Source organism: Pantoea jilinensis (assembly GCF_019104105.1).
Classification (GTDB): domain Bacteria; phylum Pseudomonadota; class Gammaproteobacteria; order Enterobacterales; family Enterobacteriaceae; genus Pantoea; species Pantoea eucalypti.
Map to the genome: position 1 here is coordinate 170,897 of NZ_CP077746.1, position 13,765 is coordinate 184,661.

10 protein-coding genes are annotated in these 13,765 nt (G+C 56.4%); 4 read left to right on the top strand and 6 right to left on the bottom strand.

The window, feature by feature from the left end; translation table 11 throughout:
* The 4 genes from hslV to priA all read right to left on the bottom strand — a co-directional run bounded on the left by hslV (nucleotide 1) and on the right by priA (nucleotide 5,192).
* Nucleotides 1-531, bottom strand: a complete 531-nt coding sequence (gene hslV, locus KTJ90_RS00810) for an ATP-dependent protease subunit HslV (RefSeq protein WP_003851234.1) — start codon at nucleotides 529-531, stop codon at nucleotides 1-3.
* 88 nt (nucleotides 532-619) lie between these two features.
* On the bottom strand, nucleotides 620-1,642 hold the full coding sequence (gene ftsN, locus KTJ90_RS00815) for a cell division protein FtsN (RefSeq protein WP_499025813.1): 1,023 nt from the start codon (nucleotides 1,640-1,642) through the stop codon (nucleotides 620-622).
* A gap of 152 nt (nucleotides 1,643-1,794) precedes the next feature.
* Nucleotides 1,795-2,832 carry a DNA-binding transcriptional regulator CytR gene (cytR, locus tag KTJ90_RS00820; RefSeq protein WP_008926938.1) on the bottom strand — a complete coding sequence of 346 codons (1,038 nt, stop codon included), beginning with the start codon at nucleotides 2,830-2,832 and terminating at the stop codon, nucleotides 1,795-1,797.
* A 164-nt stretch (nucleotides 2,833-2,996) separates the two neighbouring features.
* Nucleotides 2,997-5,192 carry a primosomal protein N' gene (gene priA / locus KTJ90_RS00825; RefSeq protein ID WP_438477457.1) on the bottom strand — a complete coding sequence of 732 codons (2,196 nt, stop codon included), beginning with the start codon at nucleotides 5,190-5,192 and terminating at the stop codon, nucleotides 2,997-2,999.
* A 225-nt stretch (nucleotides 5,193-5,417) separates the two neighbouring features.
* Here priA and rpmE point away from each other — a divergent pair, with 225 nt between their 5' ends.
* Nucleotides 5,418-5,633: a 50S ribosomal protein L31 gene (gene rpmE, locus KTJ90_RS00830; protein ID WP_003851227.1), complete on the top strand. Its 216-nt coding sequence runs from the start codon at nucleotides 5,418-5,420 to the stop codon at nucleotides 5,631-5,633.
* An 80-nt stretch (nucleotides 5,634-5,713) separates the two neighbouring features.
* Here rpmE and metJ read toward each other — a convergent pair whose 3' ends face one another.
* Nucleotides 5,714-6,031 (bottom strand): met regulon transcriptional regulator MetJ, encoded by a 318-nt coding sequence (metJ, locus tag KTJ90_RS00835; RefSeq protein ID WP_003851225.1) that lies wholly within the window; start codon nucleotides 6,029-6,031, stop codon nucleotides 5,714-5,716.
* A gap of 273 nt (nucleotides 6,032-6,304) precedes the next feature.
* On the opposite strand from metJ, the gene metB reads away from it, so the two are divergent.
* The 3 genes from metB (at nucleotide 6,305) to metF (ending at nucleotide 11,002) form a co-directional block, all read left to right on the top strand.
* On the top strand, nucleotides 6,305-7,465 hold the full coding sequence (gene metB, locus KTJ90_RS00840) for a cystathionine gamma-synthase (protein ID WP_003851223.1): 1,161 nt from the start codon (nucleotides 6,305-6,307) through the stop codon (nucleotides 7,463-7,465).
* A gap of 2 nt (nucleotides 7,466-7,467) precedes the next feature.
* Nucleotides 7,468-9,903: a bifunctional aspartate kinase/homoserine dehydrogenase II gene (locus KTJ90_RS00845; protein ID WP_499025816.1), complete on the top strand. Its 2,436-nt coding sequence runs from the start codon at nucleotides 7,468-7,470 to the stop codon at nucleotides 9,901-9,903.
* A gap of 202 nt (nucleotides 9,904-10,105) precedes the next feature.
* The gene (gene metF / locus KTJ90_RS00850) at nucleotides 10,106-11,002 is read left to right on the top strand and encodes a methylenetetrahydrofolate reductase (protein ID WP_499025818.1); all 897 of its coding nucleotides are present in this window, start codon (nucleotides 10,106-10,108) and stop codon (nucleotides 11,000-11,002) included.
* Between the two features lie 94 nt (nucleotides 11,003-11,096).
* On the opposite strand, the gene ppc is transcribed toward metF, so the two are convergent.
* The gene (gene ppc, locus KTJ90_RS00855) at nucleotides 11,097-13,748 is read right to left on the bottom strand and encodes a phosphoenolpyruvate carboxylase (RefSeq protein ID WP_499025820.1); all 2,652 of its coding nucleotides are present in this window, start codon (nucleotides 13,746-13,748) and stop codon (nucleotides 11,097-11,099) included.
* Between the last annotated feature and the right edge of the window lie 17 nt (nucleotides 13,749-13,765).

Genomic DNA, 13,765 nt, shown 5'->3' on the forward strand with positions numbered 1-13,765 from the left:
TTACGCCTTAGACGTTAATTCTTCGAAATTAACGTTGTGGTTAGTGTAGATGCAGATATCACCCGCGATATTCAGCGACTTCTCGACGATGTCGCGTGCGCCCATTTCGGTATTCTCCAGCAGCGCACGTGCCGCTGCCTGGGCGAAAGGCCCACCGGAGCCGATGGCGATCAGATCGTTTTCAGGCTGGATGACATCACCGTTACCGCTGATGATCAGTGAGGCTGACTCATCCGCGACGGCCAGTAAAGCTTCAAGGCGGCGCAGCATACGGTCGGTACGCCAGTCTTTGGCCAGCTCCACCGCTGCTTTCACCAGGTGGCCCTGATGCATTTCCAGTTTACGTTCGAAAAGTTCAAACAGGGTGAAGGCGTCTGCGGTGCCGCCAGCAAATCCGGCAATCACCTTATCGTTGTATAAACGACGCACTTTTTTAACGTTGCCTTTCATCACGGTATTGCCGAGCGTAGCCTGGCCATCACCGCCAATCACTACCTGGCCGTTGCGTCGTACACTTACTATTGTTGTCACGGGCAGACCCCTTGTTGCTGTCGGAAAAGGACTCCGCGCACGGGGCGCGGAGTATCATGCAACAGATATGGGGCGGGTTTGACGGGTTTCAACCCCCAACGGAGAGCGGAATACAGCTGGAGTGTCCGGAACTGCGAAGACGTTTCAGGGTGCTGTCAGCGGATGCGCGATCTTTATACGGACCGATCACCACACGATTCCAGCCGCCACCGGTGGTAATGCGGCTTTCAAAGCCTTCAAAGGCTAAGCCCGCACGTACCGACTCAGCCTGGTCAGTGCCTTTGAACGAACCACACTGCACCATCCAGCGCTGCGAAGAGGCTTTCTCCGCCGGTTTCGCCTTCGCGGTCTCCTGTGGCTTTGTCTGCACGTCTGGTTCCCGCGTTACTGGCGCAGGTTGCGACTGGCGCTGTACGTTTTGCTGCTGCTGCTGCTGCTGCTGCTGCTGCTGCTGCTGCTGCTGCTGACGTTGCAACTGCTGCTGTTGTTGACGCTGTTGTTGTTGCTGCAACTGCAGCTGGCGTTGCTGTTGTTGCTGAGCCTGCAACTGCTGACGTTGTTGCTGAACCTGTTGCTGCTGCTGAACCTGCTGCTGTTGCTGAACCTGCTGCTGTTGACGTTGCAGCTGTTGCAATTGCTGCTGATGCTGCAGCGTCTGCTGACGTTGCGCCGGCGTCTGTTCATTCCACGGCACTTCATTGAGCTGTGTTGGCTGCTGACGCATATCAGCCTGCATCTGCTCCAGCAACTGGCGCTGTTCATCGGTCAATTGGGTCTGCGACTTCACTTCGCCACCCGAAGAGGGTTCGATCGGTGTCGGCACAGTAACCTGACGGTTTTCCAGCTCTTTAATGTATTTCCAGCGTTCTTCAGGCTTCGGCGGTAAGCCATTGCCGTTGGCTTTATGATCCGTAATGACCGGCACGTCTTCTTTCTTATGATGCGCCAGGAACCATAAACCACCGGCAAAGGTCACCAACACAGCGACCGCCAGTACAATCATCAATTTAGAAGTTCCCGAACCGCCTTTGCTCTTCTTGCCACGGCTGGGGCTTTTTTTGCGACGCGTCCCTGTTGAACGCCCGCGGCCTACATAATCTTTTTGTGCCACTCTCGTTCTTATACCCTTCAAAAATAGTGCCAGTTGGGCGAAATGATGATTTTTACGCGCCCGGCAAGGAGTCCGCCATGTTACTTAAGGGCCGGAACTTTGACCAGCTGTGTTCGCCTTAAGAATCTACTGAAAAAACCAGACGAATACGCTTATTTTTCACGCTTTTTTGCGCGTGCCGTACTGCCCCGAATCGTTAAACCGGCATCCAGCAGCCGCGAGCCGCTGATCACCCGTTTGCCATTTAACTCATCCAGCAGCAGAAGCATCGCTTCCCGGCCTATCTGATAGCGTGGTTGTGTGACCGTCGTCAGCGGTGGCTCGCAGTAACGTGATAACTCAATGTCATCAAATCCCACCACAGAGAGATCTTCCGGTATCCGCAGCCCGCAGCGTCTGGCCTGATTCATCGCGCCCAGCGCCATAATGTCGCTGTGACAGAACAACGCGCGCGGCGGTTGCGGCAGAGTCATCAGCTGATTCATGGCGGCAACGCCTGCTTCAAAGGTGAAGTCACCGCGCACAATATAGGTGGGATCGACCGTCAGCCCGCTGCGACGCATCGCCTGGACATAACCCTGTAAACGATACTGACAGAGTGGCATCTCTTCCGGCCCGGCGATACAGGCGATCTGCGTATGACCTAACTGCAGCAGATGATTTACCGCTTCAAACGCGGCAGTCAGGTTATCAATGTGAACCGTGGGCAGCGACATTTCCGGTGCAAACTCATTCGCCATCACCATGGGTGGCAAGTTGCGTTGCTCATCAATGCTGGCATCAAAAGGCAGTTGTGAGCCAAGCAGCACCATGCCATCGATCTGTCGTGTGACCATCAGGTTAAGAAAGGTTCTCTCCTGCTGATTCTGATGGGCGCAGTCGCCGATCAGCACCAGATAGCCCTCTTCGGCGGCTGTGACTTCGACGCCGCGAATGATTTCACTAAAGAAGGGATCGCAGATGTCAGGGACAATGACCAGAATGGTACGCGTCTCATTACGACGCGCGTTGCGTGTGGGGCCATGGGCCGCATAGCCGACGGCGGCAACCGCCTTCTCGACTTTATGGCGGGTAGCCGCAGAAACCTTCTCTGGATTCATCAGCGCACGCGATACGGTGGCGGTTGAGACGCCCGCGTGTTCCGCGACATCCTTCATCGTGGCGGCGGGCGGTTGTTGATTCTGCTCCAACACATGCTCCTGACGCGTTATGGCGCGTTCGATTTTGTTTTTGCCTGACCTGAAAGCAAACCGGGCAACATTGTTAACGATTGCCCGGCTGGTTGTTACTTAATTTGCATAAAAATTGTGACTTATGCGACATTTTTCGATCTGGCTCGCAGTGTCAGAAAAAATCAGCTCTCTGTCGGGTCAATATCCAGCGTCCATTTCACTTTGCGCGCGGCGGGTAGCGTGGAAACCAGCGGCAATGAACTGCTCAGCAGCTGTTGCAAACGCTGTCGGGAAGGATGCTGCAGCAGCAGTTGCCAGCGCCAGCGTCCGCTGCGTTTTGGCTGCAGAGCCGGCAATGGACCCATAAACCACATCGCCTTGTCATTGAGCGGGCTCGCCTCCAGCAAGTTACGGAGTTGTTGCAGAAATTCCGCCGCCTGCTGATTGTCCATATCTTCCGCGCGGAACAGCGCATGGCGGCTCCAGGGCGGCAGGTGAACTGCCTGTCGCTCCAGCAGCGCCTGCTGCGCAAATGCCGAATATCCCTGGTGCAGCAGTGTCTGAAGCAGAGGATGTTCCGGATGATGCGTCTGTAATAACACCTCGCCCTGCTTGCCAGCGCGGCCAGCACGACCGGCGACCTGAGTATAGAGCTGCGCAAAGCGTTCTGCCGCGCGAAAATCGGCTGAGAACAGTGCGCCATCAACATCCAGCAGCGACACCAGGGTGACATCCGGGAAATGATGCCCCTTGGCCAGCATCTGGGTGCCGACCAGAATGCGTGCGCCGCCGCGATGAACGTCAGCCAGATGCTGCTCCAGCGCCCCTTTGCGGCTGGTGGTATCACGGTCAATTCGCGACACCGGCACGCCAGGGAAGAGTGTACCGAGCTGCTGCTCCAGCTGTTCGGTTCCGACACCTACCGGCAGCAGATGCGTTGAACCACACTGCGGGCATTGATTAGGCAGCGGACGCTGGCTGTCGCAATGGTGGCAGCGTAACTGGCGATGATGCTGGTGCAGCGTGTAATAGCGATCGCAGCGGGTACATTCGGCAATCCAGCCGCAGTCGTGACAGAGCAGGGCGGGCGAAAAGCCGCGGCGGTTAAGAAACAGCAGCACCTGATTATCGGCCTGCAGATGCTGGCGCATTTTACCAATCAGGCCCGGTGCCAGGCCGCCGATCAGCTGCACACCTTTTAAGTCGATAAGCTGTTGCAGCGCCGGTCTGGCATTGCCGGCGCGCTTTGTCAGATCGAGCTGGCGATACTTGCCGCTGCGGACATTGTGCAGCGTCTCCAGAGCGGGGGTCGCCGATCCCATAACAATCGGGATATCCTCTTCATGCGCACGGAAGACGGCCAGATCGCGCGCCTGATAACGCCAGCCCTCCTGCTGTTTGTAAGAGCTGTCATGCTCTTCATCAATGATGATGACGCCAGGACGGGCCAGCGGCGTAAACAGCGCCGATCGCGTGCCAATCACAATCGCCGTTTCACCGCGCCGTGCACGTAACCACACCGCCAGCCGCTCACTGTCATTTAAGGCGGAGTGCAGCACATCGATGGGCGCATCGAAACGTTCGCGAAAGCGGGCGATAGTCTGCGGAGTTAAGCCAATCTCCGGCACCAGCACCAGCGCCTGTTTACCGCGTGCCAGCACATTTTCCAGCACGCTGAGGTAAACCTCGGTTTTGCCGGAACCGGTAATGCCCGCCAGCAGCCACGCAGCATAATGCTCATCATCTGCCCGAATCGCACCTACGGCCATCGCCTGATCCGTATTCAGTCGCAGACGCTCGCCTTTCACAGCATAGGTAGTACGCCAGTCGTGCATCTGCGGCTGATGCTCATGCAGTTCGCACAACCCTTTGGCCCGCAGCGCCTGCAGCGTGGCTTCCGTAAGGTCATGTTCACTGACCTGATGACGATAGAGGGGTTGCTGACGCAGTGCTGCCAGTGCCTGCTGCTGTTTCGGGGCCCGCTTTAAACTTTCGGGTGCCGTTGCCCGGCCCTGCTCGGTAATTTCCCAGCGCCATAAGGGATTATCCTGCGCCGCTTTGCCCTGGCGCAGCAGCACTGGAATGGCATGACTCAGCACTTCTCCCTGCGGAGAATGATAGTAGCTGGCGGCCCAGTTAAGGATGCGCCACAGCGACGGCGGATAGAGTGACTCACTATCCAGCACCTCGATCACTTGCCTGAGTTGTGCTTCCGGCAGATCGCTGCTGTCACGAAAGGTGACCACAATCCCGATCATCCTGCGATTGCCAAAGGGCACACTTACGCGACCGCCGATGACCGGCTGCGCACCCTGTGGCGGCAGATAGTCAAACAGGCGGGGCAAGGGGACGGGCAGGGCGACCTGGACTACGGGCATAACTCTCTCTTTCCGGCATCATCATCGGGGAAGCTAGTGTACACGCTGACCCTGATGGCGGGTATCTCAGCAGATATTTGCAGCAATCGAAACTTACCTGTATAATATGCCGCCTTCGGTGAGAAATATCTGGCCGGAGTACACCCTATAATGTTCAACCGCGTGTGGTGCTGTGCAGGTCAAAGCCTGGCACGGAGAGCGACACGGCCTTCTATGAGGTTTCCCATGAAACAAGGTATTCACCCGAAATACGAAGCAGTTACTATCAAATGTACCTGCGGCAACGAGATCCACACCCGTTCAACACTGACTCACGAACTGAACCTGGACGTTTGTGGCAAATGCCACCCGTTCTATACCGGTAAGCAGCGTGAAGTGGCAACTGGTGGCCGTGTTGACCGCTTTAACAAGCGTTTCAGCGTGCCAGGCGCTAAAAAATAAGATTAAAAGGCACCTGAACCTGCGGGTTCGGCGGCAAGAAAAAACCCAGCTTCGGCTGGGTTTTTTTATGCGCTGACGAATTAATATTCCCAGGTGTCGGGATCGATGCCCATATCGCGCATGATCTTTTTCGCTTCTTCAGGAATTTCATCGCTGCGTTCTTTACGCAGGTCCACGTCGTCTGGCAACGGTTGCCCGGTAAAGGCATGCAAAAAGGCTTCGCAAAGCAGCTCACTGTTGGTGGCGTGACGCAGGTTGTTCACCTGACGACGGGTACGCTCATCCGTTAAAATCTTCAGCACGCTCAATGGGATAGATACTGTAATCTTCTTGACCTGCTCGCTCTTCTTACCGTGCTCAGCGTACGGGCTGATATATTCGCCGTTCCATTCAGCCATGGGTTACCTTAATTAATAAACGTTAAATGTGAGGAAATCAGCGAATTATGCCTGATTTTTTCCTGCCTGACCCCTGATATGGCGGGTTTTCTTCGCTCACTGCCTCTGCATCACAGAGGGGAACGCCAGGCGATGACGCATAATTTTAGCGGTTATTGCGTTTTTGCTCAATCTATACGCAAAGACATTTAGATGTCCAGATGTATTGACGTCTAATTAGAGGGTGATATCCTGTGGCCTACATTTTATTCACTCTTCAGGAACAATTCGCTCATGACGCGTAAACCGGCAACCATCGCAGTGCGCAGCGGTCTGAATGATGACGAGCAATATGGCTGCGTTGTCCCGCCAATCCACCTCTCTACGACCTACAACTTCCTGGATTTTAATGAGCCTCGTGCGCATGACTACTCCCGTCGTGGCAACCCCACGCGTGATGTCGTACAGCGTACCCTGGCCGAACTGGAGGGAGGAGCGGGCGCGGTTTTAACTAATACCGGGATGTCGGCGATTCACCTGGTGACGACGGTGTTCCTGAAGCCTGGCGATCTGCTGGTTGCGCCACACGACTGTTATGGCGGCAGCTATCGGCTGTTTGACAGCCTGAGCAAGCGCGGCGCGTATCGGGTTAAATTTGTCGATCAGGGCGACCCGGTGGCGCTGCAGGCGGCACTGGATGAAAACCCTAAACTGGTGCTGATTGAAAGCCCCAGCAATCCGCTGCTGCGCGTAGTGGATATCAGCGCGATTTGCGCCGCTGCCCGCGCAGCAGGTGCTATCAGCGTGGTGGACAACACCTTTATGAGTCCGGCGCTGCAGAACCCTCTGGCGTTGGGTGCCGATCTGGTGATCCATTCCTGTACCAAATACCTCAATGGCCACTCCGATGTGGTAGCGGGCGCAGTGATTGCCAAAGATCCGCAACTGGCAACCGACCTGGCCTGGTGGGCGAATAATATTGGTGTAACCGGCGCGGCATTTGACAGCTATCTGCTGCTGCGCGGAATTCGTACCCTGTCGCCGCGCATTGCGGCCGCACAACGCAACGCACTCGCGATTGTTGAGTATCTGAAGCAGCAGAAGCGGGTGAAAAAGTTGTATCATCCTTCGCTGCCGGAAAACGCCGGACACGAACATGCCGTACGTCAGCAGCGCGGCTTTGGTGCCATGCTGAGTTTTGAAATCGACGGTGATGAGGCACTGCTGCGCCGCTTCCTGAAAGCGTTGCGGCTCTTTACGCTGGCGGAATCGCTGGGTGGCGTGGAAAGTCTGATCTCCCATACCGCCACCATGACGCACGCGGGTATGTCAGCAGAAGCACGCGCGGCAGCGGGCATTTCCGATACGCTGCTACGGGTTTCTGTTGGTATTGAAGATCACGAAGATTTAATTGCCGATCTGGATAATGCATTCCGGATCGCAGCCGAGGGTTAAGTATGACGATTTCAGCAGGCGCGGGAACGCCGACTATCAGGCAGTTGCATAAGTTTGGTGGCAGCAGTCTGGCCGATGCGCGTTGCTATCAGCGCGTTGCCAGCATTATGGCGGATTACAGCCAGCCGGGCGACCTGATGGTGGTCTCTGCGGCAGGTTCAACCACCAACCAGCTGATTAGCTGGCTGAAGCTGAGCCAGAGCGATCGCCTCTCTGCGCACCAGGTGCAACAGGCCTTGCGTCGCTACCAGAGCGAACTGATCGGTGCGCTGCTGCCTGCTGAGATCGCCGAACCTTTAATTACTGCGTTTATTCGCGATCTGGAAAAGCTGGCGGCCCTGCTGGATGCGCCGATTACCGATGCGGTCTATGCCGAAGTGGTCGGGCACGGTGAAGTCTGGTCAGCACGCCTGATGTCAGCGGTCCTGAGCCAGCGTGATCTGCAGGCCTGCTGGCTGGATGCGCGTGAGTTTTTGCGTGCTGAACGTGCCGCTCAGCCACAGGTGGATGAGGGTAAATCCTGGCCACTGCTGCAGACTTTGCTGGCGCAGCATCCCCATAAGCGCATCGTGGTCACCGGCTTTATCAGCCGTAACGATGCCGGTGAAACCGTCCTGCTTGGCCGTAACGGCTCCGACTATTCCGCTACGCAGATCGGTGCGCTGGCGGGTGTCGGACGTGTGACGATCTGGAGCGATGTGGCGGGCGTTTATAGCGCCGATCCCCGCAAAGTCTCTGATGCCTGTCTGCTGCCGCTGTTAAGGCTGGATGAGGCCAGTGAGCTGGCGCGTCTGGCGGCACCGGTGCTGCATACCCGTACGCTGCAGCCGGTTTCCGGCAGTGATATCGATTTGCAATTGCGCTGCAGTTATCAGCCGGAGCAGGGCTCAACCCGAATTGAACGCGTGCTGGCCTCCGGAACAGGCGCGCGCATTGTCACCAGCCATGACGATGTTTGCCTGATTGAGATTCAGCTGCCAGAGCAGCGTGACTTTGCCATCCTTCACAAAGAGATCGACCTGTTGCTGAAGCGCGCGCAGCTGCGACCGCTGGCGTTTGGCGTTCATCCTGACCGTCAACTGCTGCAGCTCTGTTATACCTCCGAAGTGGTTAACAGTGCCTTTACGCTGCTACAGGATGCCGGTTTACCGGGCCATCTGCAGCTGCGCGATGGCCTTGCGCTGGTGGCGCTGGTTGGCGCAGGCGTTACCCGCAATCCGCTGCATACCCATCGCTTCTGGCAGCAGTTAAAAGATCAGCCGGTTGAGTTCATCTGGCAGTCAGAAGAGCACATCAGCGTGGTCGCGGTGCTGCGCGTCGGCCCGACGCAGCATCTGATTCAGGGACTCCATCAGTCGCTGTTCCGTGCAGAAAAGCGCATCGGCCTGATGCTGTTTGGCAAAGGGAATATCGGTTCGCGCTGGCTGGAGCTGTTTGCCCGCGATCAGGAAACGCTGTCAGCGCGGACCGGCTTTGAATTTGTGCTGGCGGGTGTCGCGGATAGCCGTCGCAGTCTGCTGAGCTATGAAGGTCTGGATGCCAGTCGGGCACTCGCCTTCTTTGATGATGAAGCGGTGGAACGCGATGAAGAGTCGCTGTTCCTGTGGATGTGCGCGCATCCGTTTGATGACCTGGTAGTGCTGGATGTCACAGCCAGCACACCGCTGGCACAGCAGTATCTCGACTTTGCCAGCCACGGCTTTCACGTGATCAGCGCCAATAAGGTCGCGGGTGCGTCAGACAGTCAGACCTGGCGGCAGATTCGTGATGCCTTTACCAAAACCGGGCGTCACTGGCTCTATAACGCCACCGTAGGCGCAGGCCTGCCGATCAACTACACGGTACGCGACCTGCGCGACAGCGGCGATACCATCCTGGCAATCAGCGGGATCTTCTCCGGTACGTTGTCCTGGCTGTTCCTGCAGTTTGATGGCACGGTGCCGTTTACCGAGCTGGTGGATCAGGCCTGGCAGCAGGGCTTAACCGAGCCGGATCCGCGCGCCGATCTCTCGGGTCAGGATGTGATGCGTAAGCTGGTGATCCTGGCGCGTGAAGCAGGCTACAACATCGAGCCGGATCAGGTACGGGTGGAGTCGCTGGTGCCAGACAACTGTCAGCAGGGCTCAGTAGACCACTTCTTTGAAAATGGTGAAGAGCTGAATGAGCAGATGCTGCAGCGTCTGGAAGCCGCGCAGGAGATGGACCTGGTGCTGCGTTACGTTGCCCGGTTTGATGCCAACGGTAAAGCACGTGTCGGTGTCGAAGCGGTGCGTCCGGAACATCCGCTGGCTTCGCTGCTGCCGTGCGACAACGTCTTTGCGATTGAAAGTCGCTGGTATCGCGACAATCCGCTGGTCATCCGCGGACCCGGTGCAGGCCGTGATGTTACCGCAGGTGCAATACAGTCAGATATTAATCGCCTCGCACAGTTGCTGTAATTTCTCTTTAACAGGCGCTTCGGCGCCTGTTTTCAATGCGTTATCTCTCCTCTGTTGAAACTTCTTCAAGTTGATTGAAAATTGATCACGTCTGTTGATCATTTTTAAGTTGACGACATCCGCAGATTACGTCATTTTGAACATCTGGACGTCTAAACGTGTAGATGTTCGCAGGCCGATTGTTAATCGATGAGGGTGCAGGATGAGTTTCTTTCATGCCAATCAGCGCGAAGCGCTAAACCAGAGCCTGGCTGAGCTGAACGGGCAAATTAATGTTTCATTTGAGTTCTTCCCGCCGCGTACCAGCGAAATGGAAGAGACCCTCTGGAGCTCCATCGATCGTCTGAGCAGCCTGAAACCAAAATTCGTTTCCGTTACCTACGGCGCGAACTCAGGGGAACGCGACCGCACCCACAGCATTATCAAAGGCATTAAAGATAGAACCGGGCTGGAGGCTGCACCCCATCTGACCTGTGTTGATGCCACGCGGGATGAACTGCGCACCATTGCTCAGGATTACTGGAACAATGGCATTCGCCATATTGTGGCGCTGCGCGGTGACCTGCCTACCGGCAGCGGCAAGCCTGAGATGTACGGCAGCGATCTGGTGTCGCTGCTGAAAGAGGTCGGCGATTTTGATATTTCCGTCGCCGCCTATCCTGAAGTCCATCCCGAAGCGAAAAGCGCCCAGGCCGATCTGATTAACCTGAAGCGAAAAATTGATGCCGGCGCAAACCGGGCAATTACCCAGTTCTTCTTTGACGTTGAAAGCTATTTACGTTTTCGCGATCGCTGTGTTTCGACCGGCATTGATGTAGAAATTGTGCCGGGCATTCTGCCGGTCTCTAACTTTAAACAGCTCCAGCGCTTTGCCACGCTGACCAATGTGCGTGTGCCGGGCTGGATGAACGCGATGTTTGCCGGTCTGGATGATGATCCGGAAACGCGCAAAATGGTGGGCGCCAATATCGCGATGGACATGGTAAAAATCCTGTCACGCGAAGGGGTGAAAGATTTCCATTTTTACACGCTGAACCGTGCCGAAATGAGTTACGCCATCTGTCACACGTTAGGTGTGCGTCCTGCCGCTGCGGCTTAAGCCTCTTGTTACAGCCAATAAAAAAGTCGGGAACGTCCCGACTTTTTTGTTTTTCTGGCGGGCAGCGCTGACCGTTGTCAGCGCCTGACCACGATTAACCGGTATTGCGCATACCTGCCGCCACACCTGCAATCGTCACCATCAGCGCCTGCTCTACGCGGGCATCCGGCTCCTCACCACGGGCTTCCTGCGCACGTGAACGATGTAGCAGTTCTGCCTGGAGTACGTTGAGCGGATCGGTATAGACGTTACGCAGCGCAATCGACTCGGCAATCCACGGCTGGTCAGCCATCAGGTGTGAGTCATTGGCGATGGTCAGTACCGCTTTGATATCCGCAGCAAGCTGTTCGCGCAGTTGTTTACCCAGCGGCCAGAGTGATTTATCGACCAGACGCTGATCGTAATATTCCGCCAGCCACAGGTCGGCTTTCGAGAAGACCATCTCCAGCATCCCCAGACGGGTGGAGAAGAATGGCCAGTCGCGGCACATCGCTTCCAGCTGATCCTGATGACCGGCTGCCATCGCCTGCTGCAATGCAGCACCGGCACCCAGCCAGGCAGGCAGCATCAGACGGTTCTGCGTCCAGGCGAAAATCCATGGAATCGCACGCAGCGACTCTACGCCACCGGTAGGACGGCGTTTGGCCGGACGTGATCCCAGCGGTAATTTACCCAGCTCCTGCTCCGGCGTCGCCGAACGGAAATAAGGGACGAAGTCAGCGTTTTCACGCACATAACCACGATACATCGCACAGGAGTCAGCTGAGAGCTGATCCATAATGTCGCGCCATTCGCGTTTTGGCTCTGGCGGTGGCATCAGGTTTGCTTCCAGAATTGCGCCGGTGTAGAGCGACAGGCTGGCGATGGTCACGGCCGGTAAGCCATATTTAAAGCGGATCATCTCACCCTGTTCAGTCACACGCAGACCGCCGCGCAGGCTGCCTGGCGGTTGTGACAGCAGTGCGGCATGGGCGGGCGCGCCGCCACGACCAATGCTGCCGCCGCGTCCATGGAACAGCGTCAGTGAAATACCGGCTTTCTCGCAGGTTTTAATCAGGGCATCCTGTGCCTGATATTGCGCCCAGCTGGCGGCCATGACACCGGCATCTTTCGCCGAGTCAGAATAGCCAATCATCACCATCTGTTTGCCCTGAATAAAGCCGCGATACCAGTCGATGCTCAGCAGCTGGCTCATCACGTCGTTCGCGTTATTCAGATCATCAAGCGTTTCAAACAGCGGTGCAACCGGCATGGCATAAGCGATGCCCGCTTCTTTCAGCAGCAGATGCACGGCCAGCACGTCGGAAGGGGTTTTCGCCATCGAAATAACATAGGCGGCGATAGAACCCTGCGGGGCTTCCGCCGCGACACGACACGTCTCCAGCACTTCACGCGTCTCATCGCTGGGTTCCCAGGTACGAGGCAGCAGCGGGCGCTTGGAATTCAGTTCACGGATCAGGAACGCCTGCTTGTCCGCTTCAGACCAGCTTTCATAATCGCCGAGGCCCAGATAACGGGTCACTTCGGCAATCGCCTCTGTGTGACGGGTGCTCTCCTGGCGCAGATCGATACGCACCAGCGGCACGCCGAAGCATTTCACGCGGCGCAGCGTATCAAGCAACTGACCGTTAGCGATAATGCCCATGCCGCACTGTTGCAGTGACTGATAGATGGCAAACAGCGGGTCCCACAGTTGATCGTTGGAGACCAGCAGATCGGCCGGACGCGGCAGGCGTTCGCCTTTCAGGCGGCGTTCCAGGAACGACTGGGTCGTCATCAGCTGACTGCGCAGACGTTTCAGGATCACACGGTAAGGTTCCAGCGCTTCCGGCTCGCCGCTGAGTTCGCGGATCTCTTCACTGCACTCGGACATCGACAGCTCGGAGATCAACACGCCGATATCGCGCAGGAACAGGTCAGTGGCTTTCCAGCGGCTCAGCTGCATCACATGGCGGGTAATCGACGCCGTGACGTTCGGGTTACCGTCGCGGTCGCCACCCATCCACGAGGTGAACTGAACCGGCACGAAATCGACCGGCAGCCTGATGCCAAACGCCTCTTCGACCTGCTCGTTCAGCTCACGCAGGAAAGCAGGAACGCCTTCCCACAGGCTGTTTTCTACGACGGCAAAGCCCCATTTGGCTTCGTCTACTGGGGTCGGACGATATTTACGGATCTCATCGGTGTGCCACGCCTGCGCCACCAGCTGGCGCAAACGGCGCATAATCTGGTTGCGTTCGTAGTCGGAGACATCGCTGTGATCAAGCTGCTTCAGGCAGCTGTTAACTTCAACCAGCTTGTGAATCAGTGTACGACGGGTGATTTCGGTCGGGTGCGCAGTCAGCACCAGCTCCAGAGACAGTGATTCAATGGCCGCAAGGATGTCGCTTTCGCTGATATCTTTCTGCTGTTTCAGGGTATCAAAGGTCTTTTTCAGCAGTTCAGGATGGTTCTCACCCTCACCACTTTGCGAGATGGTCTGATACTGCTCAGCCACGTTAGTGAGGTTCAGAAACTGGCTGAAAGCGCGTGCAACCGGCAGAAGCTCCTCGTTGGAGAGGTTCTGCAGCGTATTGAGCAGTTCTTTACGATGAGTGTCATTTCCTGCACGGGATGACTTGGAGAGCTTACGGATGGTTTCAACCTGGTCGAGGATGTTCTCTCCCAGTGCATCCTTAATCGTATCCCCGAGCAGTTTGCCGAGCATACTGACATTACTTCGCATTGCGGAATATTGTTCGTTCATTGGACCCTGACACCCTT

Bases quoted from the DNA above. Each gene is read 5' to 3' on its own strand.
- priA (WP_438477457.1), bottom strand. From the start codon at position 5,192: ATGCCCGTAGTCCAGGTCGCCCTGCCCGTCCCCTTGCCCCGCCTGTTT.
- metB (WP_003851223.1), top strand. From the start codon at position 6,305: ATGACGCGTAAACCGGCAACCATCGCAGTGCGCAGCGGTCTGAATGAT.
- metJ (WP_003851225.1), bottom strand. From the start codon at position 6,031: ATGGCTGAATGGAACGGCGAATATATCAGCCCGTACGCTGAGCACGGT.
- rpmE (WP_003851227.1), top strand. From the start codon at position 5,418: ATGAAACAAGGTATTCACCCGAAATACGAAGCAGTTACTATCAAATGT.
- KTJ90_RS00845 (WP_499025816.1), top strand. From the start codon at position 7,468: ATGACGATTTCAGCAGGCGCGGGAACGCCGACTATCAGGCAGTTGCAT.
- ppc (WP_499025820.1), bottom strand. From the start codon at position 13,748: ATGAACGAACAATATTCCGCAATGCGAAGTAATGTCAGTATGCTCGGC.
- metF (WP_499025818.1), top strand. From the start codon at position 10,106: ATGAGTTTCTTTCATGCCAATCAGCGCGAAGCGCTAAACCAGAGCCTG.